Source organism: Sphingomonas sp. Leaf21 (assembly GCF_916858675.1).
Lineage (GTDB): Bacteria > Pseudomonadota > Alphaproteobacteria > Sphingomonadales > Sphingomonadaceae > Sphingomonas.
In genome coordinates this window covers 41295-64698 of sequence record NZ_CAKASM010000003.1, presented here as the reverse complement: position 1 = coordinate 64698, position 23404 = coordinate 41295, and the positions used below count along the sequence as shown (strand labels likewise).

General features: G+C 67.0%; 30 protein-coding genes. 12 read left to right on the top strand and 18 right to left on the bottom strand.

Annotated features, from left to right (window positions below; genetic code table 11):
- Positions 1 to 197: 197 nt before the first annotated feature.
- The 4 genes from LRP66_RS04255 to LRP66_RS04240 all read left to right on the top strand — a co-directional run bounded on the left by LRP66_RS04255 (position 198) and on the right by LRP66_RS04240 (position 3005).
- Entirely contained in the window at positions 198 to 353 is a 156-nt protein-coding gene (locus LRP66_RS04255; protein WP_230481262.1) for a hypothetical protein, read from the top strand.
- 32 nt (positions 354 to 385) lie between these two features.
- Positions 386 to 700 carry a phosphoribosyl-ATP diphosphatase gene (locus tag LRP66_RS04250; protein WP_230481454.1) on the top strand — a complete coding sequence of 105 codons (315 nt, stop codon included), beginning with the start codon at positions 386 to 388 and terminating at the stop codon, positions 698 to 700.
- A 24-nt stretch (positions 701 to 724) separates the two neighbouring features.
- On the top strand, positions 725 to 1102 hold the full coding sequence (locus LRP66_RS04245) for a histidine triad nucleotide-binding protein (protein ID WP_230481261.1): 378 nt from the start codon (positions 725 to 727) through the stop codon (positions 1100 to 1102).
- 280 nt (positions 1103 to 1382) lie between these two features.
- Positions 1383 to 3005, top strand: a complete 1623-nt coding sequence (locus tag LRP66_RS04240; RefSeq protein ID WP_230481260.1) for an amino acid permease — start codon at positions 1383 to 1385, stop codon at positions 3003 to 3005.
- A gap of 108 nt (positions 3006 to 3113) precedes the next feature.
- On the opposite strand, the gene LRP66_RS04235 is transcribed toward LRP66_RS04240, so the two are convergent.
- Positions 3114 to 4106 (bottom strand): adenosine kinase, encoded by a 993-nt coding sequence (locus LRP66_RS04235; RefSeq protein WP_230481259.1) that lies wholly within the window; start codon positions 4104 to 4106, stop codon positions 3114 to 3116.
- A 126-nt stretch (positions 4107 to 4232) separates the two neighbouring features.
- On the opposite strand from LRP66_RS04235, the gene LRP66_RS04230 reads away from it, so the two are divergent.
- The 3 genes from LRP66_RS04230 (at position 4233) to LRP66_RS04220 (ending at position 5756) form a co-directional block, all read left to right on the top strand.
- Positions 4233 to 4910: an EI24 domain-containing protein gene (locus LRP66_RS04230; RefSeq protein WP_230481258.1), complete on the top strand. Its 678-nt coding sequence runs from the start codon at positions 4233 to 4235 to the stop codon at positions 4908 to 4910.
- Entirely contained in the window at positions 4907 to 5290 is a 384-nt protein-coding gene (locus LRP66_RS04225) for a hypothetical protein (protein ID WP_230481257.1), read from the top strand. Before LRP66_RS04230 ends, LRP66_RS04225 begins: the two co-directional genes overlap by 4 nt.
- A gap of 229 nt (positions 5291 to 5519) precedes the next feature.
- Positions 5520 to 5756 (top strand): hypothetical protein, encoded by a 237-nt coding sequence (locus LRP66_RS04220; RefSeq protein ID WP_230481256.1) that lies wholly within the window; start codon positions 5520 to 5522, stop codon positions 5754 to 5756.
- A 110-nt stretch (positions 5757 to 5866) separates the two neighbouring features.
- Here the strand turns inward: LRP66_RS04220 and LRP66_RS04215 are convergent, their stop codons facing one another.
- Positions 5867 to 6277 (bottom strand): HIRAN domain-containing protein, encoded by a 411-nt coding sequence (locus LRP66_RS04215; RefSeq protein ID WP_230481255.1) that lies wholly within the window; start codon positions 6275 to 6277, stop codon positions 5867 to 5869.
- A 126-nt stretch (positions 6278 to 6403) separates the two neighbouring features.
- Here LRP66_RS04215 and LRP66_RS04210 point away from each other — a divergent pair, with 126 nt between their 5' ends.
- Positions 6404 to 8278, top strand: coding sequence for a M1 family metallopeptidase (locus LRP66_RS04210; protein ID WP_230481254.1), 1875 nt, complete (start codon positions 6404 to 6406; stop codon positions 8276 to 8278).
- A gap of 206 nt (positions 8279 to 8484) precedes the next feature.
- Positions 8485 to 8997, top strand: coding sequence for a CHAP domain-containing protein (locus LRP66_RS04205; protein WP_230481453.1), 513 nt, complete (start codon positions 8485 to 8487; stop codon positions 8995 to 8997).
- Between the two features lie 121 nt (positions 8998 to 9118).
- On the opposite strand, the gene msrB is transcribed toward LRP66_RS04205, so the two are convergent.
- The 3 genes from msrB to LRP66_RS04190 form a co-directional block, all read right to left on the bottom strand.
- A complete protein-coding gene (gene msrB / locus LRP66_RS04200; RefSeq protein ID WP_230481253.1) occupies positions 9119 to 9613 on the bottom strand; it encodes a peptide-methionine (R)-S-oxide reductase MsrB in 495 nt (164 codons plus the stop codon).
- Between the two features lie 68 nt (positions 9614 to 9681).
- A complete protein-coding gene (locus tag LRP66_RS04195) occupies positions 9682 to 10908 on the bottom strand; it encodes an ABC transporter permease (protein ID WP_230481252.1) in 1227 nt (408 codons plus the stop codon).
- Positions 10905 to 11822 carry an ABC transporter ATP-binding protein gene (locus tag LRP66_RS04190; RefSeq protein WP_230481251.1) on the bottom strand — a complete coding sequence of 306 codons (918 nt, stop codon included), beginning with the start codon at positions 11820 to 11822 and terminating at the stop codon, positions 10905 to 10907. Before LRP66_RS04190 ends, LRP66_RS04195 begins: the two co-directional genes overlap by 4 nt.
- Before the next feature lie 40 nt (positions 11823 to 11862).
- On the opposite strand from LRP66_RS04190, the gene queG reads away from it, so the two are divergent.
- On the top strand, positions 11863 to 12912 hold the full coding sequence (gene queG, locus LRP66_RS04185; protein ID WP_230481250.1) for a tRNA epoxyqueuosine(34) reductase QueG: 1050 nt from the start codon (positions 11863 to 11865) through the stop codon (positions 12910 to 12912).
- Positions 12913 to 13196: 284 nt separating this feature from the next.
- On the opposite strand, the gene era is transcribed toward queG, so the two are convergent.
- A complete protein-coding gene (gene era / locus LRP66_RS04180) occupies positions 13197 to 14093 on the bottom strand; it encodes a GTPase Era (protein WP_230481249.1) in 897 nt (298 codons plus the stop codon).
- 136 nt (positions 14094 to 14229) lie between these two features.
- On the opposite strand from era, the gene LRP66_RS04175 reads away from it, so the two are divergent.
- Complete coding sequence (locus LRP66_RS04175; protein WP_230481248.1) at positions 14230 to 14448, top strand: hypothetical protein; 219 nt, start codon at positions 14230 to 14232, stop codon at positions 14446 to 14448.
- Between the two features lie 122 nt (positions 14449 to 14570).
- On the opposite strand, the gene rnc is transcribed toward LRP66_RS04175, so the two are convergent.
- Together rnc and lepB are read right to left on the bottom strand one after the other, a co-directional pair.
- Positions 14571 to 15278: a ribonuclease III gene (gene rnc, locus LRP66_RS04170; protein ID WP_230481452.1), complete on the bottom strand. Its 708-nt coding sequence runs from the start codon at positions 15276 to 15278 to the stop codon at positions 14571 to 14573.
- Entirely contained in the window at positions 15233 to 16027 is a 795-nt protein-coding gene (gene lepB, locus LRP66_RS04165; protein WP_230481247.1) for a signal peptidase I, read from the bottom strand. Before lepB ends, rnc begins: the two co-directional genes overlap by 46 nt.
- Before the next feature lie 112 nt (positions 16028 to 16139).
- On the opposite strand from lepB, the gene LRP66_RS04160 reads away from it, so the two are divergent.
- A complete protein-coding gene (locus LRP66_RS04160; RefSeq protein ID WP_230481246.1) occupies positions 16140 to 16745 on the top strand; it encodes a DedA family protein in 606 nt (201 codons plus the stop codon).
- 2 nt (positions 16746 to 16747) lie between these two features.
- Here the strand turns inward: LRP66_RS04160 and LRP66_RS04155 are convergent, their stop codons facing one another.
- From LRP66_RS04155 to rpsN, 10 genes are all read right to left on the bottom strand, one after another.
- Positions 16748 to 17626 (bottom strand): tyrosine recombinase XerC, encoded by an 879-nt coding sequence (locus LRP66_RS04155; RefSeq protein WP_230481245.1) that lies wholly within the window; start codon positions 17624 to 17626, stop codon positions 16748 to 16750.
- A 286-nt stretch (positions 17627 to 17912) separates the two neighbouring features.
- Entirely contained in the window at positions 17913 to 18560 is a 648-nt protein-coding gene (locus LRP66_RS04150) for an adenylate kinase (RefSeq protein WP_230481451.1), read from the bottom strand.
- 43 nt (positions 18561 to 18603) lie between these two features.
- A complete protein-coding gene (gene secY / locus LRP66_RS04145) occupies positions 18604 to 19968 on the bottom strand; it encodes a preprotein translocase subunit SecY (RefSeq protein ID WP_230481244.1) in 1365 nt (454 codons plus the stop codon).
- A 158-nt stretch (positions 19969 to 20126) separates the two neighbouring features.
- Positions 20127 to 20657 carry a 50S ribosomal protein L15 gene (gene rplO, locus LRP66_RS04140; RefSeq protein ID WP_230481243.1) on the bottom strand — a complete coding sequence of 177 codons (531 nt, stop codon included), beginning with the start codon at positions 20655 to 20657 and terminating at the stop codon, positions 20127 to 20129.
- A 238-nt stretch (positions 20658 to 20895) separates the two neighbouring features.
- Positions 20896 to 21072 (bottom strand): 50S ribosomal protein L30, encoded by a 177-nt coding sequence (rpmD, locus tag LRP66_RS04135; RefSeq protein ID WP_042491154.1) that lies wholly within the window; start codon positions 21070 to 21072, stop codon positions 20896 to 20898.
- 6 nt (positions 21073 to 21078) lie between these two features.
- Positions 21079 to 21798, bottom strand: coding sequence for a 30S ribosomal protein S5 (gene rpsE / locus LRP66_RS04130; protein WP_230481242.1), 720 nt, complete (start codon positions 21796 to 21798; stop codon positions 21079 to 21081).
- Between the two features lies 1 nt (position 21799).
- Entirely contained in the window at positions 21800 to 22156 is a 357-nt protein-coding gene (rplR, locus tag LRP66_RS04125) for a 50S ribosomal protein L18 (RefSeq protein WP_230481241.1), read from the bottom strand.
- Positions 22156 to 22689: a 50S ribosomal protein L6 gene (gene rplF / locus LRP66_RS04120; protein WP_230481240.1), complete on the bottom strand. Its 534-nt coding sequence runs from the start codon at positions 22687 to 22689 to the stop codon at positions 22156 to 22158. Before rplF ends, rplR begins: the two co-directional genes overlap by 1 nt.
- Positions 22689 to 23084 carry a 30S ribosomal protein S8 gene (rpsH, locus tag LRP66_RS04115; protein ID WP_037569377.1) on the bottom strand — a complete coding sequence of 132 codons (396 nt, stop codon included), beginning with the start codon at positions 23082 to 23084 and terminating at the stop codon, positions 22689 to 22691. Before rpsH ends, rplF begins: the two co-directional genes overlap by 1 nt.
- A 12-nt stretch (positions 23085 to 23096) precedes the next feature.
- Entirely contained in the window at positions 23097 to 23402 is a 306-nt protein-coding gene (gene rpsN / locus LRP66_RS04110; protein ID WP_042491166.1) for a 30S ribosomal protein S14, read from the bottom strand.
- Positions 23403 to 23404 lie beyond the last annotated feature (2 nt).

Below are 23404 nucleotides of genomic sequence, written 5' to 3'. Positions count from 1 at the left end.
AAGACGCGAAGGATCCGGGCAATGCGCGATCGGGAGACCGCGCCTTTTCGACGAGCGGGTAAACCGGCGTCCCAATACCCCCCCCCCCCCCCCCCCGCGCCTCCGCCCAAATCCAGAAGACTGTCGCGGCATCGCGGCTTCGCGTGAACCGAAATCCCCCGGATGACCCACAAGCGAGACGCTGCTAAACTCGCGCCATGCCGCTCACCGTCATGACCGCCGCCAATGGCCACAGCGATGTCGTCAACGTCCGCACCCATCCCGAGCTGTCGGACGTCGCGCTGTTCGTCGTGGCGATCGGTGCGATCTGGTTCCTGCGACGCGCGTTGCGCCGCCGCAACCGGAAGGATTGACGGGAGCGGCGTCTGGCGGCACCCACGCGGGCATGGACATGCTCGACCGCCTGGAAGCCACGATCCGCGCCCGCCGCGACGAGGGCGACGCCGCCGCTTCCTATGCCGCCAGCCTTTTCGCCAGGGGCCGCCCGAAGATCGCGCAGAAGCTGGGCGAGGAAGCGGTCGAGACGGTCATCGCCGCGATGGCACAGCCGGACAAGATCGTGTCGGAGGCCGCCGACCTGATGTTCCACCTCATCGTTCTGCTGACCGATGCCGGGCATTCGCTGGACGACGTCCGTGCCGAACTGGCGCGGCGCGAGGGCGTGTCGGGGCATGATGAAAAGGCCACGCGGCCGCGCTGAATTCCCGTTCGGAGAGTATCGACCATGCCGATCGACGCCACCCTGCCCTATGACGACCAGAATATCTTCGCGAAGATCCTGCGCGACGAAATTCCCTCGACCCGCGTCTATGAAGACCAATGGGCGATCGCCTTCCACGATATCGCGCCACATGCGCCGACGCATATCCTGGTAATCCCGCGCGGCCCCTATGTGTCGTGGGACGATTTCTCGGCGCGGGGCAGCGAGGCGGAGATCGCCGGCTTCGTCCGCGCGGTCGGCCATGTCGCGCGCGAGGCCGGGGCGGTCCGGCCGGGATATCGGCTGCTCGCGAATATCGGCCCGGACGCGGGTCAGGAAGTGCCGCATCTTCATGTCCATATCCTGGCGGGCAAGCCGCTGGGGCCGATGCTGGCGCGCTGATCCAGGCACGCCCCTCCCGCAGGCGAGAGGGGATGGGGGAGGGAAGGCAACGGGCGGCCGTCTCTGTGAGATACCCTGCCCTCCCCAAACCCCTCCCGCCTGCGGGAGGGGCTTACGAAGAAAAATGTTCAACTATCATCGCCCTTCCCCTCCCCTGACCGCATCCCGGCGTCTTAGGGATTGCGCGCAATAAAATTGCAGCTAACCTTCCACATCATTCACTGAACGCCGGGTGCGCGCCGTATCGGGGCCGCCCTTCCCTTGGGGGGATAGGAGATTCATGATTTTCGGGCGCGTTAAGCCTTTGGACGCCATATTGGCGACCGCCGAGAAGAAGGGGCTGCAACGATCGCTGGGCGCGTTCCAGCTCACCATGCTGGGTATCGGCGCGGTCATCGGCACGGGCATCTTCGTTCTGACCTCCGAAGCCGCGCAGAAGGCGGGGCCGGGGATGATGCTCAGCTTCATCGTCGCGGGCTTCATCTGCGCCGTCGCGGCGCTCTGCTATTCCGAGCTGGCCTCGATGGTGCCGGTCGCCGGATCGGCCTACACCTACACCTATGCCGTGACCGGCGAGATCCTCGCCTGGATGGTCGGCTGGGCCCTGATCCTCGAATATGCGGTCGGCGCGAGCGCGGTGGCGGTCGGCTGGTCCAACCATGCGGTCGGGCTGCTCAACGGCATCGGATTCCACGTCCCCGCCGCGATCAGCAACGCCGATGCGCTGATGGCGCATATGTATCTCGCCTTCGGTGCGGCGCCCAGCGCCGACCTGACCCAGGCGATGGCGGTCGGCGGCTGGGTGAACGTGCCCGCCGTCATCGTCGTGGCGTTCGTCACCTGGCTGCTCATCATCGGCACCACCGAGAGCGCTCGGGTCAACGCGATCCTGGTCGCGATCAAGATCACCGCGCTGACCGCCTTCGTCCTGCTGACCATCCCGGTCGCCAACGCGGACAATTTCCACCCCTTCCTGCCGACCGGTATCGGCAATCCGTTCAGCTCGTCGGGCCTCGGCGTGCTGGGTGCGGCGGCGTCGATCTTCTTCGCCTATGTCGGCTTCGACGCGGTGTCGACGGCGGCGGAGGAAACCAAGAACCCGCAGCGCAACGTGCCGATCGGCCTGATCGCCAGCCTGGCGATCTGCACCGTCTTCTACCTGCTGGTCGCCGGTGGCGCGATCGGTGCCATCGGCGCACAGCCGGTCGCCTCGCTGACGGGTCAGGTCCTGTCGCCGGGTACGCCCGAAATCGCGGGCCGCTGTGCCGCGATCGTCGCGTCGGGCGCCATCGAGCCGCTGGTCTGCTCGAAGGAGGCGCTGGTCCATGTGCTCGACACGATCAACTGGCCGATGATCGGCCGCCTGGTCGGCCTGGCCGCCGTGCTCGCGCTGCCGTCGGTCGTCCTGATGATGATGTTCGGCCAGACGCGCATCTTCTTCACCATGGCGCGCGACGGCCTGCTGCCCGCCAGGCTCGCCTCGGTCCATCCCCGCTTCCGCACCCCGCACGTCGTCACGCTGCTGACCGGGCTGGCCGCCGGGATCGCGGCGGCGATCCTGCCGGTCGGCAAGCTGGCCGATTATTCGAACGCGGGCACGCTGTTCGCGTTCTTCATGGTGGCGACCTCGGTGATGGTGCTGCGTCGGACCGATCCGTCACGGCATCGGCCGTTCCGCACGCCCGCCGTCTTTATCGTCGCACCGATGGCGATCATCGGCTGCGTCGTCCTGTATCTGTCGCTGCCGCTGACGGCCAAGCTGGTGCTGCCGATCTGGGGCGCGATCGGGCTGGTCATCTATTTCGGCTATAGCCGCAGCCGCAGCCATGTCGGTCGCGGGGTGATCGACGTGGTCGACGACGCCGCCATGCAGCCGGAAACCGCCAGGCCGCTCGATCGCTGATCGAAGGGACGGGCACGAAAAAGGGCCGGGGGAGCGATCCCCCGGCCCTTTTTGCGTTTCCCGGCTTCTTGCCCCCCCTCCCCAGGCAGCGCTTGGGGAGGACAGGGATCAGAGGCTGGCGGCCAGCGCCTTCAGGTCGACCTGGGGCCGCGCGCCGAAATGGCTGATGATCTCGGCCGCGCAGGCCGCGCCGAGGGTCAGCGAGGCCTTCAGGTCCTGGCCATGGGTCTGGCCATAGAGGAAGCCCGCCGCGAACAGGTCGCCCGCACCGGTGGTGTCGATCACCTTGTCGACGGGGTGCGCGGGCACGGTCACGCGTTCGTCGCCGCGCTGCGCCAGAGCGCCCTTTTCGGCGAGCGTCACCACCAGTGTCTCGACCTTGTCCTGGAGCGCGGCGATCGCGGCCTCGACATCCGCCGTCTCGGTCAGCGCGACGATCTCGGTCTCGTTGGCGAAGATCACATCGATCATCCCGCCATCGATCAGCGCGTGGAAATCGGCGCGGTGGCGGTCGATCACGAACTCGGCCGAGGCGGTGAAGGCGATCTTGCGGCCCGCTTCACGCGCGACCTGGATCGCGGCGCGCATCGCGGCACGCGGCTCCTCGGGATCCCAGAGATAGCCCTCGATATACAGATACGCCGCATCGGCGATCAGCGCGCGGTCGAGCGCCTCGGCGGGCAGGTAGTGCGACGCGCCCAGGAAGGTGTTCATCGTCCGCTGCCCGTCGGGGCTGACGAAGATCATGCAGCGCGCGGTCGTCGGCTGTCCCGGACGGACGGCCGTGTCGAAGCGAACGCCCGCCGCGCGGATGTCGTGCGCGAAGACCTCGCCGAGCTGGTCGTCGGCGACCTGGCCGATGAATGCGGTCTTGCCGCCCAGCGCGGCGATACCGGCGAGCGTGTTCGCCGCCGAGCCGCCCGAAATCTCGCGGCCCGGACCCATCTTGGCATAGAGCGCATCGGCTTCCTCGGGCGAGAAGACGAGCTGCATCGCCCCCTTCGTCATACCCTGTTCGGCGATGAAATCGTCTTCGGCGGGGCTGAGGATGTCGACGATCGCATTGCCGATCGCCACCACGTCATAAGTGGGGTTGGTCAAGTAACGGGCTCCGGAACATTCAGATGATATCGCCGCCCTAGTCAGCGCCCTTGCCCCGCGCAAGACATGCCACCGCGTCCCTGCACCACATTGACTTGGGGGCCCGCGCCGCGCCATCCCACCGGGATGTTCCGCGCCTTCTTTCTGTCGCTGTCCCAATTGGGCGATCCCGCGATCCGCCGGGTGCTCGTCCGTTCGCTGGCCGTGACCTTCGCGCTGTTCGCGATCGCTGGCATCGGCCTGTGGTGGGGGGTGCGCGCCGCACTGGCGGATTGGCTGGGCACGCAGGCGGGAGGCTGGTCGACCGCGCTGACCCTAGTGGCCGAGATATTGGCGCTATGGCTCGCCTTTCGCGCGGTCGCGGTCGCCGTCGTCGGCATCTTCGCCGACGATATCGTAGCAGCGGTGGAGGCCAGGCATTATCCCCAGGCGCTCGAAAGCGCGCGACCGGTGGCGCTGCCACGCAGCATGGCGATGGGGCTGGGATCGGGGTTGCGCGTGGTGGGGATCAACCTGCTGCTCCTGCCGGTCTATATCGTGCTGCTGGCGACGGGCGTCGGCACCGCGGCGGCGTTCCTGCTGGTGAATGCCTGGCTGTTGTCCCGCGACCTGGGCGACATGGTCGCGGCGCGGCATATGGACGGCGCCGCGATGCGTCGCTGGCGCAAGGCGACCGGACCCGCGCGGTTCCTGCTGGGGCTTGCCGCCGCCGCGCTTTTCGTGGTTCCCGGCCTCAACCTGCTGGCCCCCGTGCTGGGTGCGAGCATGGCCACCCATTTCTTCCACATGAGACGACAGGCATGATCCGGTCCCCCGCGCTACTGCTGCTTCTGCTCCTCATCCTCGTCGCGGGCTGTACCGTGCCGCAGACCGCCGCACCGGTGCGAAGCGGCGGCATGGCCCCGGTCGCTGTGCCCTATACCAAGGTCGGGCTGGAGCGCGTCCTGGGCCAGGATGCGGCCGGGCTCACCGCGCTGTTCGGCGCGCCCGACGCCGATGTCCGCGAGGGGGCCGCGCGCAAATTGCAGTTCCAGGGCAGCTTCTGTGTCCTCGATGCCTATCTCTACCCGAAGGACGGCGGCGAGCCGCGCGTCACCTATCTCGACGCGCGCGAGCCGGACGGCAGCGCGATCGACCGGGCAAGCTGCGTCGCGGCGCTGACCCGGCGCGACGGCGGCCGATGATGCGCCCGGACCTGGGGCTGGCGACCGCCACGATGCGGCGCCGAACGACAGTAACCGCGCCAGCATCCCTACTGAATTGGTTAACGAATTTTTACTTTTCGAGAATGTTCCCTGCGGTTGCGAAAAAATTGATGCGGTGCAGGAACAATTTTACGTTTGTGCGCGTATGCGCTAACGGGACGAAGAACACCACCGCGTCTTGGCGGTCGTTCGCCATGGGAGAATGATTATGATGAAGTTCCTGTCTGCTGTCGCCGCCACCGCTCTGGTCGCTGCTCCGGTCGCTGCTGCTCCGGCCAACCCGGCTTCGAGCCTGTCGGTGTCGAACTCGGTGCGCGCGTCGGCTCCGACCGCCAAGAGCAACAAGCTGGCCGGCGGCGGCATCCTGGCCGCGCTGATCGCCGCTGGCGTCGTTGCCATCGGTGTCGTCGCGATCGTCAAGGACGACAACGCGGACAGCAACTGATCGTCGGGGGCGGTGGAAACGCCGCCCCGACCATCACCGCATGGCGAACCATGCGGGGAAAGGGAGCCGGTTTCGGCTCCCTTTTCTTTTGCGCGGCGACCACAACGGCGTCACGCCCCCCATTCGGGCCCGTCCGGATCGGGATAGAAGCCGTCATCGGGCGAGACCGGCGCGGGCGCATCATCGGCACGAACCGGCGGCAGGGTCGGCGCGCCGCCGCCGAATCGCACCCGGATATAGGCGACCGATCCCTTCAGCCCCTGATAGATGGCGACGGCTTCCTCGCCGCGTCGCAACCGCGCACCGATCATCGACGCGCGTTCGGCGGAGAGATAGCCGAGCTGCACGTCCCGCTGGCTGAAGACCGCGACCGCCTGCGGGTCGTGCCGGTTGCGCGGGTCGGGCCGGAGCGTCACCGGGTCGCCGATCGCCGACGCCATCGCCTCGAAGCGTCGATTGCTTCGCGCCTTGTCCTCGTTGGGAAAGTCGATCCCCACCACCGCCAGCGTCAGTTCATCCATATGCTCTAGCTGGTGACGCCGCGCGCCTGCGTCCAGAGCCCTAACATTCCGCCGCGATACGGTTATGGTGCAATCATCCTGTCCCATTCAGACTTTTCCATTCGGCCTTTTCCATTCGGAGTGTCCATGTCCGTTGCCGCCCTGGCGATGCTGCTCGCCGCCCAAGCCCCTGCCTCCGCCACGTCGTCCGTGCCGACGATCGCGCCCATATTGACCAGCCCGGACGCCCGCGACGTGCACAGCTTCGCGCGACCGCTGGAGGCGCGGGTCACGCATGTCTCGCTCAATCTCTATGCCGATTTCGAGACCCATGTGATGCGCGGGATCGCCACCCTGTCGGTCGACGCGAGGCCCGATGCCAGAACGCTGGTCGTCGATGACAACGGCCTGCGGATCGTCTCGGTGACCGACGGCCAAAACCGCCCCCTGCCCTATTCGGTCGGCGGCGGCGATGCGGTGCATGGCACCCCGCTGTCCATCACGCTGAACGGTAACAAGACCGTGCGGATCGCCTATGCGTCCGCGCCCGGCGCCAAGGCGCTGCAATGGCTGTCGCCCGAACAGACGGCGGGAAAGAAGCAGCCCTATCTGTTCAGCCAGGGCGAAGCGATCCTCAACCGTAGCTGGATCCCGACCCAGGACTCGCCGGGCATCCGCCAGACCTGGGATGCCACGATCAACGCCCCCTGCGCGCTGACCGTCGTGATGAGCGGCGAGCGGACGGGCGAGACGCCCTGCACCGATGGCCGCCACACCGCCAGCTACCATATGGACAAGCCCGTCGCCCCCTATCTGATCGCGCTCGCGATCGGCGACCTGAAGTTCAAGGCGCTGAGCGCGCATACCGGCATCTGGACCGAGCCCGCGATGCTCGACAAATCGGCGTGGGAGTTCGCCGGGCTCGACACCTTTGTCACCGCCGCCGAGGGCCTGTACGGACCCTATCGCTGGGGTCGCTACGACGTGCTGGTCCTGCCGCCGAGCTTCCCGTTCGGCGGTATGGAGAACCCCACCCTCACCTTCGCGACGCCGACCGTGCTGGCGGGCGACCGCAGCCTCGTCAGCCTGATCGCGCATGAGCTGGCCCATAGCTGGTCGGGCAATCTGGTCACCAACGCGACCTGGGACGATTTCTGGCTGAACGAAGGCTTCACCAGCTATTTCGAGAACCGGATCATGGAGGCGATGTATGGCAAGCGCCGTGCCGCCATGGAGGCCGATCTCGCATGGACCGACATGCAGAATGCGGTGAAGGAAGCCGGCGGCCCGCAGTCCGCCGACACCAAGCTGCACCTCGACCTCGATGCCGCGCGCGACCCCGACGACGGCATGACGCAGATCGCCTATGACAAGGGCGCGACGTTCCTGCGCACCATCGAATCGGTCGTCGGCCGGGCGCGCTGGGATGCCTATCTGCGCGGTTATTTCGATCGCCATGCCTTCCAGCCGCAGACCAGCGCGGGGTTCCTCCGCGACCTGAAGGCCAATCTGCTCAAGCCCGGCGAGGCGGAGAAGATCGGCGTCGATGCGTGGGTCTATCAGCCCGGCATCCCCGCCAACGCGGTCCATGTCCGCTCCGATGCCTTCCCCGCGATCGACGCGGCGGCCAAGGCATTCGCCGCCGGGGGCCCGGTCTCGGCGGTGCCAGACAAGGTCACCACGCAGGAATATGTCCGCTTCCTCGACCAGCTTCCCCGCAAGCTGTCGGTCGAACGGCTCGGCGCGCTCGACCGACGCTTCCACTGGAACGAGACGGGCAACAGCGAAATCCGCTTCGCATGGCTGCGCCTGGCGCTCGCCAACCGCTACGCACCGGCCGAAGCGTCGGCCGAGCGGTTCCTGACCTCGCAGGGGCGCCGCAAGTTCGTCGCGCCGCTTTTCCAGCAGCTTCAGGGACAGGGCGAATGGGGCAAGGCGCTGGCCAAGCGAATCTATGACAAGGCCCGTCCGGGCTATCATGCCGTGACCCAGGTCACGGTCGATCGCCTGCTCGGACGCTGAACCGAGGCCAATCGGCGGTGAAACGAGGAACGAAATTTTCGTTTCGCCGCCGATTTTTCAGGTCACCGCCGCCCGAACACCGTTCACCGGATATGGTTCCGGCCGCGCTTTCCAACGGATAAAGCCCCGGTTAATCGAAGCTCACACCGACATTCCGACCGGGGGGTCCTGTGAAGTTCAAGGCGTTTGCAGTGCGATTCGCGCTGATGGCATCGTGCGGCCTGATGATGGCCACCCCTGCTGCCGCGCAGTTCTGGCAGTGTGCCCCTTATGCCCGTGAAGTGTCGGGCATCGACCTTCATGGCAACGCCAACACCTGGTGGGGCCAGGCCGAGGGCCGCTACGAGCGTGGCCACACCCCCCAGACCGGTTCGGTCCTCGCGTTCGAATCCACCCGCCGGATGCGCGTCGGCCATGTCGCCATGGTCAGCCGGGTCGTCAGCGACCGCGAAGTCCTGCTGACCCACGCCAACTGGTCGCGTCGCGGCGGTATCGAGCGCGACGTCCGCGCGGTCGACGTCTCGCCCAACAACGACTGGTCGATGGTCAAGGTGTGGTACGGCCCGAACGGCGACCTGGGCACCTCGGCCTATCCGACCAAGGGCTTCATCTACTCGGGTCACAAGAGCAACGTCGCCGACCTGCCGACCACCCAGATCGCCTCGCGCACCGATGGCCGCGTCAGCGGTATCCTGACCTTCGCGGCACCGGTCGAGTAATTTCCCGGAGCAGGCGCGGGACGTGCGCGTCCCCTTCGCTTCGTGCGAGCGACGGTGAGGGCCGATAATCCCCGCCCCGTTCAGCGTGAACGAAGTCGGGGCCCACGCGCCCGAGCCGCGATCACGCCGCCCGGAACGTCATCGCCACACCGTTCATGCAGTATCGCTTGCCGGTAGGCTTCGGCCCGTCATCGAACACATGACCGAGGTGCCCGCCGCACCGGCTGCAATGCACCTCGACCCGCTCCATCATCAGCGACCGGTCGCTCCTCGTGCCGACCGCGCGGGGCAAAGGCGCCCAGAAGCTCGGCCAGCCGGTCCCGCTCTCGAACTTGGTCTTTGACGAAAAGACCGGCTGCGCGCAGCCCTTGCAGGCGAAGATGCCGCTGCGATGCTCATCGTTGAGCGGGCTGGAATAGGGCCGCTCGGTTCCTTCCTGCCGCAGGACGTCATACGCCGCCGGGCCCAGCTTCTGGCGCCAGGCCGCATCGCTCATCGCGACGGGATAGCGCTCCGCCGCCTCGGCCTGGCGGCCACAGGCGGAGAGCCCCACGCCCACGGCACCCAGTCCGATGAGCGACAGAAAAGCGCGGCGATCAGAGGACGATGCGGTCATAAACCCAAGATAGGAATGGAGCCCGCACCCGATAAGGGCTCCGCATCGATCCTGCCGAACTTTGCGCGCTATCCGCCCTTGCGCCGCCAGAACGGCCGGATGCTGCCCGATTGCAGCACCCCACGCCGGAACCACCGGGCACCCAGCGTCACGAAGATCGCCACCCACAGCGCCTGCCACGCCAGGGCCACCGCATGCGGCCAGAGCGAATCGCTCGCCGCCGCGACCCCCGCCATCGCGAAGGGGGACGACAGCGGAAACACCTCGGCGATCACCGCCAGCCAGCTATCGGGCTTGGACAGGCCGCTCAGCGTCAGGGTGAACATCCCGACCTGGACGATGGTGATGGGCAGCGACAGCATCTGGATTTCGCGCATCGTCGTGGCCTGCGCACCGATCGTCAGGAAGACCGATCCGAGCAACAGATAGGCCATGGTGAAATAGGTCACGAACAATAGGGTGAACATCGGCATACCGATGGCAGGCGACAGCTCCCCGACCATGCCGCTGAATGACGGCGGCAGCACGCTCGTCACCTGGCCGAGTACCGTGCCCCAGAAGCCGATGAACAGCACCGCCACGCCGAACATGCCGAGCAGCTTGCCGAGGAACACCGCCTCCAGCGGAACCGCGGCCGCCAGCACCTCGATCACCTTGTTGGATCGTTCCTCCGCCATGGTGCCGACAACCTGCCCCGCGAGGAACAGGGTCAGGAAGAACACCCCGAACACCGCCAGGAACGCGGTCTGGTTCTGCCCGCCCAGGCTGGCACGCTGGCGACTGAACGCGATTCTTTTCACATCGACCTTGGGCAGGGTGCCGCCCAGCCGCTCGGCCGACAGCGCGCTGGCGGCCAGTACGGTGAGATAGTCCGCCGCGCGCGCGCCACGCGGGCCATAGAGGATGGTCGGCCGGTCGAGCGGACCGTAAAGCACCGCCATCGCGTCATAATCCTTGGCCTCGAACGTCTTGCGCGCCTGAACGGCACTCTCCGCCGCCGGGGTGAGCAGGATGAGGGCGGGCGGTTCCTCGTCCCGACGGAAGACGGTACGCGCGCGCCGATCGGCGTCGACGACCGCGCTTGCCAGCGCGTCGGGAACGATCGCGACGATCCTGGCCCGGTCGGAGCCGTGATCGGCCGCCTGTTGCGCGCCCATCGCACCGATGGTGCTGAACGCGACCATGATCAGCGGCGCGAAGAGGAAGAGCAGGAAGATCGGGGTGAAGACGGTCGCGACGAAATCGCGGCGCGCGATCGTCATCGTCTGGCGGATCAGTCGACGCGACGGGCTCATGCCGCCTTCTCCTCTACCGGCTCGCCGACGATGCGGACAAAGGCCTCATGCAGGCTGGGGCGTTCGATCGACAGATTCACGATCCCCGCCCCACCGGCGAGCAGCCGCTCCAGCACCGGCTCTATCCCATCCTCCGGCAGCACGAAGCGCCAATCGGCGCCCTCCCGCGTCGCGTCGGACGGCAGCAATTCGGGGGACACCCGGTCGGGGTCGCGCGGACGGTAGCGGACACGCGCGCTCAACATGCCGCGCGCCTCGTCGACCGTCCCTTCGAACCGCCGCCGCCCGCCCGCGATGATCGCGAGGCGGTCACACAGCCGCTCGGCATGGGCCATGACGTGGGTGGAGAACAATATGGTCGCCCCCCGGTCCCGCTCCCCGAGGATCAACCCTTCGAGCCGTTCCTGGTTGACCGGATCGAGCCCCGAAAAGGGTTCGTCCAGCACCAGCAGCCGGGGCCGGTGCACCACCGAGCCGAGCAGCTGGACCAACTGCGCCATGCCCTTCGACAATTTACGGATCTTGGTATCGGCGGCGTGGCCCAGCCCGGCCTGGTCGAGCAGTTCGATCGCCCGCGCCCGCCCGGTCGCCCAGTCGAGACCACGCAGCGCGCCCATGAACGCGATCGCCTCGCGCGCCTTCATCGCGGGATAGAGGCCGCGCTCCTCGGGCAGATAGCCGACCAGGTCGCTGGCGTCGCGCGGGTGTTCGTGGCCCAGCAGCGTGCGGTGCCCGGCATCGGGCTCGATGATGCCCAGCAGCATCCGCAGCGTCGTCGTCTTGCCCGCGCCATTGGGGCCGAGCACGCCGTACACCGCACCGGTCGGAACCGCGATGTCGACGCCATCGACGACATTGCGCTCACCGAATCGCTTGGCGAGGCCCGAGGCGGTGACCGCCCACTGATTATCCACGCAACTGTTCCTCCCTGAGCCATTGTGGTAGCGGGCGGGCGTGGCGGAAGACAAGCTGGAAACCCGGATCAAGGCGAAGGCGGCCGAACTGGGCTTCGCGGCGGTCGGCATCACCCATGCCGATGCCGCGCCCAGGACCGTCGCGCGGCTGCACCAATGGCTGGCCGAGGGGCGGCACGGCTCGATGATCTGGATGGCCGACCGCGCGCATCAGCGCCAGAGCCCCGCCAGCCTGTGGCCCGAGGTGAAGAGCATCATCTCGCTCGGCGTCAGCTATGCCCCCGCCGAAGACCCGATGCGCCTCGCCGGGCAAAAGCGGATCGGCCGCATCTCGGTCTATGCGCAGGGGGCGGATTATCACGATGTGGTCAAGCGCCAGCTCAAGGCGCTGGGTCGCTGGCTGGCGCAGGAGGCGGCGTGCGACCTGAAGGTGTTCGTCGACACCGCGCCGGTGATGGAAAAGCCGCTGGCCGAGGCGGCGGGGTTGGGGTGGCAGGGCAAACACACCAATCTGGTCAGCCGCGACCATGGGAGCTGGCTGTTCCTCGGCGCGATCTACACGACCCTGGCACTGGAGTCCGATCCCGTCGCAAGGGACACGTGCGGACGCTGCGACGCCTGTCAACGCGCCTGCCCGACCGATGCGTTTCCGGCGCCCTATCAACTGGATGCGCGGCGCTGCATCTCTTATCTGACGATCGAACATGCCGGGCCGATCCCGGAGGAATTCCGAGCCGCGATCGGCAACCGCATCTATGGCTGCGACGATTGCCTGGCGGTGTGCCCGTGGAACAAGTTCGCGGCGGCGGCACAGGCGAACATGGCCTTCCATCCCCGCGCCGAGCTGACCGCGCCGGAGCTGGGAGATATCCTGTCGCTCGACGATGCGGAGTTCCGGCAGGTGTTCGCGGGGTCTCCGATCAAGCGGATCGGGCGCAATCGCATGGTGCGCAACGCCGCGATCGCGGCGGGCAACAGCGGGTCTGCGGCGCTGGTGCCGGTGTTGCGGGGGTTGCTCGGGGATGCCGATCCGGTGGTGGTCGAGGCAGCGGGCTGGGCCTTGGCGCGTCTTGGCGAGGGGATCGCCTAGCCCCTGCCCTCCCCCATCCCCTCCCGCTTGCGGGAGGGGCGTGCCAAGCCCGAAGGGTAAGCGCTTCCGCAGGCGATGATCGTGTTGCGTGTGCCGGATACCAGCCAAGCAACGCACCCCCGCCACTTGCGGGAGGAGCGTGCCAAGCCCGAAGGGTAAGCGCTTCCGCAGGCGATGATCGTGTCGCATGTGCCGGATACCAGCCAAGCAACGCACCCCTCCCGCAGGCGGGAGGGGATGGGGGAGGGCCCGGTGTCTCACCGAGCCCCCCCCCAAAAAAACGATCAATCCACCCAGTCCAACCCGATATCCCGGTAGACCGACCGATCCTCGTCCCAGCCCGGCTTGACCTTGACGTGCAGATACAGATGCACCTTGTGCCCCAGGATCCGCGCCAGCTCCTCGCGCGCTTTCGCCCCGATCTCCTTGATACGGATACCGTTCTTGCCCAGCACGATGGCGCGTTGGGTCGGGCGTTCGACCAGGATCTGCTGGTGGATCTCGACCGATCCGTCCTCGCGCTCCTTATAGGCCTCGGTTTCGACCGCGCTGGCATAGGGGAGTTCAGCGTGGAGCTGGAGATAGATCTGCTCGCGCGTCACCTCGGCGGCGAGCGCGCGCTCGGTGGCGTCGGACACCTGGTCCTCGGGATAATGCCACGGCCCCTCGGGCATCAGCCTGGCGAAATGCGCCTTCAGCTCGGGCAGGCCGTCGCCGGTCTGCGCGGAGACGAACCAGATCTCGTCGAACGTCGCCACCGCGTTGAGCTTCTCGGCATGGTTCAGCAGCCGCGCCTTGTCGGCGATGTCGACCTTGTTGAGGATCAGGTGCTTGGGCTCGGGACGGTGCGCGATCGACTCGGCGATCGCGGTCACCTTGGGGCCGATCCCGCCCTTGCCGTCGACGACCAGCGCCAGGATGTCGGCGCCCTCCGCGCCTTCCCAGGCGGCGGCGACCATCGCGCGGTCGAGGCGGCGCTTGGGCTCGAAGATGCCGGGGGTATCGACCAGCAGGATCTGCGCATCGCCCTCCATCGCGACGCCGAGCAGCTTGGCACGGGTCGTCTGCGCCTTGGGGCTGACGATCGCGACCTTCTGGCCGACCAGCGCATTGACGAGGGTGGATTTGCCGGCATTGGGCGCGCCGACGACGGCAACGAGGCCGCAACGTTGTTCAGTCATGCTCCAGCGGTACAGGTCATGCCCCCTCCCCGGCAAGGGAAAGCCAGCATGGACAGAATGTAATGGGGCCATCACGGAACGGCCACCGCGGTGCGCGCATTTTTCGCCCCACGATTTCAGTGCAAGGAGAGATGCCATGAAGACCCTTCTCACCGCCCTGTCGGCCGCCGCGCTGCTCACCGTCGCCGGTCCCGCTTCGGCCAAGGGCTGCCTCAAGGGCGCTGCCGTGGGCGGCGTCGGCGGACATTTCGTCGGCAAGGGCCATGCGGTTCTGGGTGCGGCGGCGGGCTGCGCGGTCGGTCACCACCACGCCAAGGTCCAGGCGCGGAAGGCGGCTGCGGCGGCCAAGCGTTAAGCCGGGACGGTCGGCCTGGGCGGATGTCGGGGGATTACTCCCCCGCATCCGTCCCCGGCTAGACATCACCGCTTATCCAAACCCCGTTCAGGCTTAGCCAAGTCGGGGCCCACGTCCCCCTCTCACCCGTTCAACTTCGCCAACAACGCCTTCGCGGCCGCCGTCTCCGCCTCTTGCTTGTTGGCCCCCATCGCGCTGGCCTCACCCGAGCGGTTGATCCGCACCGTCACCGTAAAGCGCGGCGCGTGATGCGGGCCCGAGCGGTCCGTCACCACATATTCGGGCGCCTTGCGGTTATGCGCCGCGGCCCATTCCTGCAGCGCCGACTTGGGATGCTGCGGCGCCTTGCCCTGCGCGTGCACCCGGTCCCCCCAGGCCGAACGGACGAAGGCGCGCGCCGCCTCCAGCCCCGCCTCGCGATACCAGGCACCGATCAGCGCCTCCATCACATCGCCCAGCACATTGTCGCTGTCCGAGGCGCCATCGTCGCGCGCCTGCTTGCCAAGCCGCAAATGGTCGCGCACGCCCAGGTCGCGCGCCACGTCCGCGCACACAGCACCCGTCACCAGCGTGTTGAGCCGCCGCGACAATTGCCCCTCGGGCTCGTTCGGGAACTGCTCCCACAGCCATTCGGCCATGATCAGGCCCAAGACCCGGTCGCCCAGAAACTCGAGCCGCTCGTAATTCTCGGCGGCCTGGCTGCCATGGGTCAGTGCGCGCTGGAAAGGACCGGTATCCGTGGGGGCGCGGCCAAGGATCTTCGTCAGCCACTCATCGAAGCCGCTCAAAATCCGCCTCCGACACGGTTCCAGCGTGCGGCCGACACCCAGGTCCAGGGCTTGATCCATTCGGCCGAGCCATCGGTCGAGAAGAACACGATCGCCGCGCGCCCCTCCAGCCGCTCCATCGGGATATAGCCCATGCCCATCGGCGGCGCGAAGCGGCTGTCCGCCGAGTCGTCGCGATTGTCGCCCATCAGGAAGACGCTGCCCGCAGGGACCTTATAGACGACGGTGTCGTCGCGATCGGGGAAATTCCCCTGGTCGAGCACCTCATAGCTCTTGCCGTTGGGCAGCGTTTCGCGGAACCGCGCATAGCGGCAGACCGGCTTGCCCGCGACCGTGTCGAGGAACGGCCCGCATTTGTCGGCATTGAAATTGGGAGTCAGCGGCAGGACGAAATCGGCCAGGCGCTGCTTCGGAATCGGGCGACCGTTCAGGATCACCTGGCCGTTCGTCACCTGGATCGTATCACCGGGCAGCCCGATCACCCGCTTGATGACGTCGTGATCGTCGGGCCCCGGCGAACGGAACACCACCACATCGCCCCGCGCGGGATCGCGGCCCAGGATCCGGCCGGGCAGCAACGGCACGCCGAAGGGCAGCGACCAGCGCGAATAGCCGTAATTCCATTTCGTCACGAAAAGATAGTCGCCGACCAGCAGACGCGGCAGCATCGACTCCGATGGGATGACGAACGACGTCACGATGAAGCTGCGCAGGATGAAGACGAACAGCGCCAGCTTCAGCAGGAAGCGCAGCGTGTCCTTCGTCTCCGATGTCTTGGATGTGTCGGCCATGGTTTGGGGTTCGCGCAACCGCCGCGCGCCGTCAAGCGGCTTCCCCCTTCCGTCACCTGGCGGCACGCGATAGGGGAACCGCCCCTCCCCTCATCGGTACATCCCTGTACGCATGACCGATTTCATCCTGAACCTGATCGCCTGGGGCGGCTATTTCGGCATCTTCCTGCTGATGGCGCTGGAAAATATCGTGCCCCCCATTCCGTCGGAGGTCATCATGGGCCTGGGCGGCATGGCGGTGGCGCGCGGGCGGATGGAGATGATTCCACTGATCCTGTGGGGGACCGCCGGTACGACGGCCGGCAATTATGCCTGGTATGCGGTCGGCCGCCACATCGGCTATGAACGGTTCCGCCCGTTCATCGACAAGCATGGCCGCTGGCTGACGATGGAATGGCGCGATGTCGAGCGGCTGCACCTGTTCTTCGTCCGCCATGGCGGCTGGGTCGTGTTCGTCTTCCGGTTCATGCCCGCCTTCCGCACGCTGATCTCGCTCCCCGCCGGAATCACGAAGATGCCGCTGGGCAAGTTCCTGCTGTGGACCTTTGCGGGTAGTACGATCTGGAACGCGATCCTCGCTTATGCCGGGCTGTGGCTGGGAGCGAATTTCGAGGCGATCAACCGCTATGTCGGCCCCGCCGCGATCGTCATGACGGCCGCCATCGTCATCGGCTATCTCTGGCGGGTCGCCACCTGGAAGCCGCACCGCGATCGCTGACGTCAGGCGCGCGGGTGAGCCGTCCGGTACACGTCGAGCAGATGGGCGGCGTCGACCGCCGTATAGACCTGCGTCGAACTGAGGCTCGCATGGCCGAGCAGTTCCTGAAGCTGGCGCAGATCGGCCCCGCGCCCCAGCAGGTGCGTCGCGAAGCTGTGGCGCAGGGCGTGCGGCGTCGCTCGCGCACCCAGCCCCAACCGGTCTCGCGCCCCCTGCACCGACCGCCGGATGATCGCAGGTGACAGGGGCCCCCCCTTGGCGCCGCGAAACAGCGGCTCGCCCGGCTCGATCACGAATGGCACCATCGCGGCATAGCGCTCGATCGCCTCGCGCAGCTCGGGCAACAGCGGCACGATCCGCGTCTTGCCGCGCTTGCCGGTGACCCGCATCGTCTCGCCGAGCGGGAGGACGCTGGCCGGGAGCATCATCGCCTCCCCGATCCGCAGCCCGGCGCCGTAGAGCAGCAGCAATACCGCCCAATCCCGCGCCGCGATCCAGGGTTGGGCGGCACTTTCGGCCACCTCCTCCGACAGGGCCATGATGTCGGCGGGGGCTTGCGGGCGAGGGATGCTTCGCTTGCGGCGGGGGCCTTTCAGCGCGGGTGGCTCGACGCCCGCCCAGTGCAGGAAGGTGCGGACCGCCGACAATTCCCGCGCGGTCGAGGCAGGGGTCAGTCCCTTTCCCCGGCGATGCGCGAGATAGGCGCGCAGGTCGGCGGCAGTGATGTGCGCAAGCGCCGCACCATCGACCGCCGCGCCCCAATGCTCCGCGAGGAATCCGCATAGCCGCTCAGCGGTCGCGACATAGGCGCGGACCGTGTGGTCGGATCGGCGAAGGTCGACCGTCAGGTGGCGATAATAGTCGGCGATCAGCGCGGTCATGGTTCAAGGTCTAGTGGCGTGGACGGCCCAGCACGAGGGGGTTTCGCGTGCCATCACCAGGTCGGCAGCCCGTGGCCCGCCCCCCACCCCAAACCCCTCCCCCCTGCCGGGAGGAGGGGCTTCAGCGCAGCGCCCGGTTTCGCAGGACCGCCCTCCCCTCCCCCCGCCCCTCCCGCAGGCGGGAGGGGCGGGGGGAGGGCACGGTGTCTCACCGAGACCAACGCCAGCCTAAACAAAAAAAGGGCGCTCCCTCGCGGGAACGCCCCCTTCGCATCGCCAGGCAGGATCAGCGATCCAGCACCGCATCGATCGCCGCACCGACCGCATCCATCGCGCCCATGCCGTCGACCCGCGTCACGATCCCGCGCGCCTCGTAGATGGGCAGGATCGGCGCCGTCTTGGCACGATACTCGGCCATCCGCGTGCGGACCGTCTCGGCATTGTCGTCGGGCCGCCGCTTGAACTCGGTCGCGCCGCAGACATCGCACACGCCCTCGACCCGGGTCGGCTTGAAGCTGTCGTGATAGCCCGTACCGCACGATGCGCAGGTGAAGCGTCCCGTGATCCGCTCGACCAGCGCATCCTCGTCCACCGCCAGCTCGATGACATGATCCAGCGCCTTGCCGCGCTCGGCCAGCAGCACGTCCAGCGCCTCGGCCTGCGCGGCGGTGCGGGGATAGCCGTCGAAGATCGCGCCGCTCTCGGCTTCGGCCTGATCCAGCCGCTCGCCGATCAGCGCCGAGACGATCGCGTCCGACACCAGTTCGCCCGCGTCCATCACCGCCTTGGCCTGAAGCCCGACGGGCGTGCCCGCCTTGACCGCCGCGCGCAGCATGTCGCCGGTCGACAGCTGCACCATGCCGCGATTGGCCACCAGCCGCTGCGCCTGGGTTCCCTTGCCCGCGCCCGGCGGACCCAGCAGGATGATGTTCACGCCCACGTCACTCTCCCCTTTTTCTCGTCAAGCTGCCGCGCGATCAACGCAGGCGGCCGCCCTTCAGCTTCGCCTTCTTGATCAGGTCGCCATATTGATGCGCGAGCAGATGGCTCTGGATCTGCGTCACCGTGTCCATCGTCACGTTCACGACGATCAGCAGGCTGGTGCCGCCCAGATAGAAGGGGATCTGCAATGCCGAGACCAGATATTCGGGCAGCAGACAGATAATCGTCAGATAGGCCGCGCCGATGACCGTGATGCGGGTCAGGACATAGTCCAGATAGGTCTCGGTGTTCTTGCCCGGACGGATGCCGGGGATGAAGCCGCCATAGCGCTTCAGATTGTCCGCCGTCTCTTCCGGGTTGAACACGACCGCGGTGTAGAAGAACGAGAAGAACACGATGCCCGCACCGTAGAGCAGCATATAGACCGGCGAGCCATGCTGCAGATACTGGTTCAGGCTGATGATGAAGTCGCCCCAGCGGCTCTCGCCCGCGACGCGCTGCCCCGCGAACTGCGAGATGGTCAACGGCATCAGCAGCAGCGACGACGCGAAGATCGGAGGGATCACGCCCGCCGTGTTGATCTTCAGCGGCAGGTGGCTGCGATCGGCCTGCATCCCGCGCTGCGTCGCGCGCTTGGGATACTGGATCAGGATGCGGCGCTGCGCACGCTCCATGAAGCAGATGAACAGGACGAGCACGACGACCGCGACGACGATGCCGATCAGACGGACCGGATCGATGCTGCCGGTGCGGCCGCCTTCGAGCAGGTTGACCAGCGTCGTCGGCAGGTGCGCGACGATGCCCGCCATGATGATGAGCGAGACGCCGTTGCCGATGCCCCGGCTGGTGATCTGCTCGCCCAGCCACATCAGGAACATCGTACCGCCGATCAGCGAGATGACCGCCGCGATGCGGAAGGTCATGCCCGGCTCGATCACCGCCTGGATGCCCTGGCTGGCGCCCAGCGTCTCGAGGCCCACGGCGATGAAATAGCCCTGGATCGCCGTCAGTAGCACGGTGCCGTAGCGGGTATATTGGTTCAGCTTCTTGCGGCCGCTCTCGCCTTCCTTCTTGATGGCGGCGAGCTGCGGGCTCAGCGAGGTCGCGAGCTGCACGACGATCGAGGCCGTGATGTACGGCATCACGCCCAGCGCGATCAGCGACATGCGGCTGAGCGAACCGCCAGAGAAGGTGTTGAAGAAGTCGAGCACGCCGCCCGTGGTCTTCTGGCTCAGCAGGCCCAGCGCGGTCGGGTCGACGCCCGGCAGCGGAACATAGCTGAGCAGGCGGAAGACGATCAGCGCACCGATCGTGAACCACAGCCGCTTCTTGAGGTCGGTGGCCTTGGCGAATTTCGCCAGGCTGATGCTTTGCGCCATCTGGTCGGCTGCGGATGCCATAGCTGTTGCGTTATCCTGGAAACGAAAAACGGCGGGATGCGTTTTGAACCGCCCCGCCGCTCATATAGGCGCGATGACGCGCTTGTCTAATCCGGATGGAAAAATCCGCCGCTGTCATGGTGGCGTTGGCCAGCCGACAGCGGCGGATCCTGTCCGGCTCAGGCCTTGGCGGCGAGCTTCGCGGCGCGGGTCTTGCCCTTCTTCGCGGCGGCCTTCTCGGCGGCGGGCACGACATGCGGCACGTCGACCGAACCACCGGCCTTCTCGACCGCTTCGCGCGCCGACGCCGACACGCCCTGCACGACGAACGACAGCTTGGTGGTCAGTTCGCCCTTGCCGAGCAGACGGACGCCGTCCTTGCCGCCACGCGCCAGGCCAGCGGCCTTCAGCGCGGCATGGTCGATCGTGCCGTCGGTCTTCAGCTTGCCCGAGTCGACCGCCTTCTGGATCGCGCCCAGGTTCACCTCGGCATAGTCCTTGCCGAAGATGTTGTTGAAGCCACGCTTCGGCAGACGCATGTGGAGCGGCATCTGACCGCCCTCGAAGCCCGCGATGGACACGCCCTCACGGCTCTTCTGGCCCTTGACGCCGCGACCACCGGTCTTGCCCTTGCCCGAACCGATACCGCGACCGACGCGGATCTTGGACTTGCGGGCACCCTGGTTGTCGAAAAGTTCGTTCAGCTTCATGATTTGCACTCGCTTTCGCTTGTTTCGCGCATGGCCGTCACTCGTCGAGAATCACGGCCGCTGGATAAAAGGAAGGGGGCCGCATAGCCCCCTTCCCCGTGTTTGTCACTGTTCAATGTGACGGATGTGAGACCGGGACTGCCCCCGACCGCCGTTCAGCCTCAGCGAAGTCGAAGGCCAGGGGCCTCCATCTCTACTTCGCTCGATGCGAACGGGGCGGGAGCGATCCCGAAGTGCCTCAGTCCACCACCTGAACCATGTGCTGCACCTTGCGGATCATGCCGCGGACTTCAGGGCTGTCCTGAAGCTCGGAGACCTTGTGCATCTTGTTCAGGCCCAGGCCGACGAGGGTCGCGCGCTGGTCCTTGGTGCGGCGGATCGGCGAACCGGTCTGCTTGATCTTGATGGTTGCCATGGTCGCTTACTCCACGACGGCCGCGGCTTCCGCCTCGGCAGTCTGCTGGGTGGCACCGTGACCGCGACCCAGCAGGTCGGCGATCTTCTTGCCACGACGCTGCGCCACCGACTTGGGCGAGGTCTGCTCGCCAAGCGCTTCGAAGGTGGCGCGGATCATGTTGTACGGGTTCGACGTACCGACCGACTTCGTCACCACGTCGGCAACGCCGAGCGATTCGAAGATCGCGCGCATCGGACCACCGGCGATGATGCCGGTGCCCTGCGGCGCCGAACGCACCGTCACGCGGCCCGCACCGAAATGGCCGTTGCCATCATGATGCAGCGTGCGACCGTCCTTCAGCGGAACGCGGACCATCGCCTTCTTGGCGGCGGCCGTCGCCTTCGAGATGGCTTCCGGCACTTCGCGCGCCTTGCCATGACCGAAGCCCGCACGTCCCTTGCCATCGCCGACCACGACGAGCGCGGCGAAGCCGAAACGCTTACCGCCCTTCACGGTCTTCGAGACGCGGTTGATGTGGACGAGCTTTTCGATCAGCTCTTCGCCCTGGTCTTCGGTGCCACCGCGACGATCGTCGCGACGACCACGGTTGCCGTCACGGCCACCACGGCCGCGGTCACCGCCGCCCGGCCCACGGCCACGGCCGCCCCGGGGACCACGACCCTGGGTCGCGTCCTGCGCGGCGCCTTCGGCACCGGCAACGGCCACGTTGTTCTCGTCAGCCATATTAGAACTCCAATCCCGCTTCGCGTGCCGCCTCGGCCAGCGCCTTGACGCGACCGTGGAACAGGAAGCCGCCACGGTCGAAAACGACCTGCGTGACGCCGGCGGCCTTGGCCAGTTCGGCCACGCGCTTGCCGACTTCGGTCGCCGCTGCGACGTTCGCGCCCGACTGGCCGCGTGCGTCCTTCTCCAGCGTCGAGGCCGAAGCCACGGTACGACCTGCCTCGTCGTCGATCACCTGGGCATAGATATGCTTGCCCGAGCGATGCACCGACAGGCGCGGACGGGTGCCCGCACGCGCACGCAGCGCGGTACGGTTGCGCCGACGGCGCTTCTCGAAAAGAGAGAGACCCTTGGTCATTACTTCTTCTTCCCTTCCTTGCGGAAGATGAACTCGCCGTCGTACTTGATGCCCTTGCCCTTATACGGCTCGGGCTTGCGCCAGCGGCGGATCTCGGCGGCCAGCTGGCCGACCTTCTGCTTGTCCGCACCGCTGATTTCGACGGTGGTGGCGTCCGGCGTCTTCACCTCGATGCCCTCGGGCACCTCGATGTTGACGTCGTGGCTGTAGCCGAGCTGCAGCTTCAGGTTCTTGCCCTGCGCGGCGGCGCGGTAGCCGACGCCGGTGATGACCAGCTTCTTCGAGAAGCCTGCGGTCACGCCGGTCACGAGATTCTGCACCATGGTGCGCTGCATGCCCCAGAACGCGCGGGCGCGCTTCGTGGCGTTGGCAGGCTGCACCGCGATGGCGTCCGACTGGACGTCATAGGTGATCTCGTCGGCGAGCGGCATGGACAGGGTGCCCTTGGGACCCTTCACGCTCAGCACCTTGTCGGCGATGGTCGCGGTGACACCGGCCGGAACCGGGACCGCCTTCTTACCGATGCGGCTCATCAGAACACCTCCGCCAGGACTTCGCCACCGACATTCTGCTCGCGCGCCTCGGCGTCCGACAGAACGCCACGCGGCGTCGACACGATGGTGATGCCCAGGCCGTTGCGAACGCGCGGAAGCTCCTGCGCGCCCGAATAGATACGGCGGCCGGGCTTGGACACGCGCGCGACATGCTTGATCGCGGGCTGGCCTTCGAAATACTTCAGCTCGATGCGGATGCCGGCCGCGGGGCCCATCTGCTCTTCGCTGTAGCCACGGATATAGCCCTCGCGCTGAAGCACGTCGAGCACGCGGGCGCGCAGCTTCGACGCGGGCGTCAGGACGGAGTCCTTGCGCGCGCGCTGGCCGTTGCGGATGCGGGTGAGCAAGTCACCCAGGGGATCGGTCACTGCCATCTCAAATGGTCCTTACCAGCTCGACTTGGTGACGCCGGGGATCTGGCCCTTGTTGGCCAGTTCACGCAGCATGACGCGAGCGAGACGGAACTTGCGGTAATACGCACGCGGACGACCGGTGATCTCGCAACGGTTGCGGATACGGGTCGGGTTGCCGTTGCGGGGGATCTCGGCCATCTTCAGGCGCGCGATCAGACGCTCGGTCTCATCGAGGCTCTGGTCGTTCGCGATCGCCTTGAGCTTCGCGTACTTGCCCGCATACTTCTTGACGAGAGCACGACGCTTCTCGTTCTTATTGATTGAACTCAGTTTCGCCATGG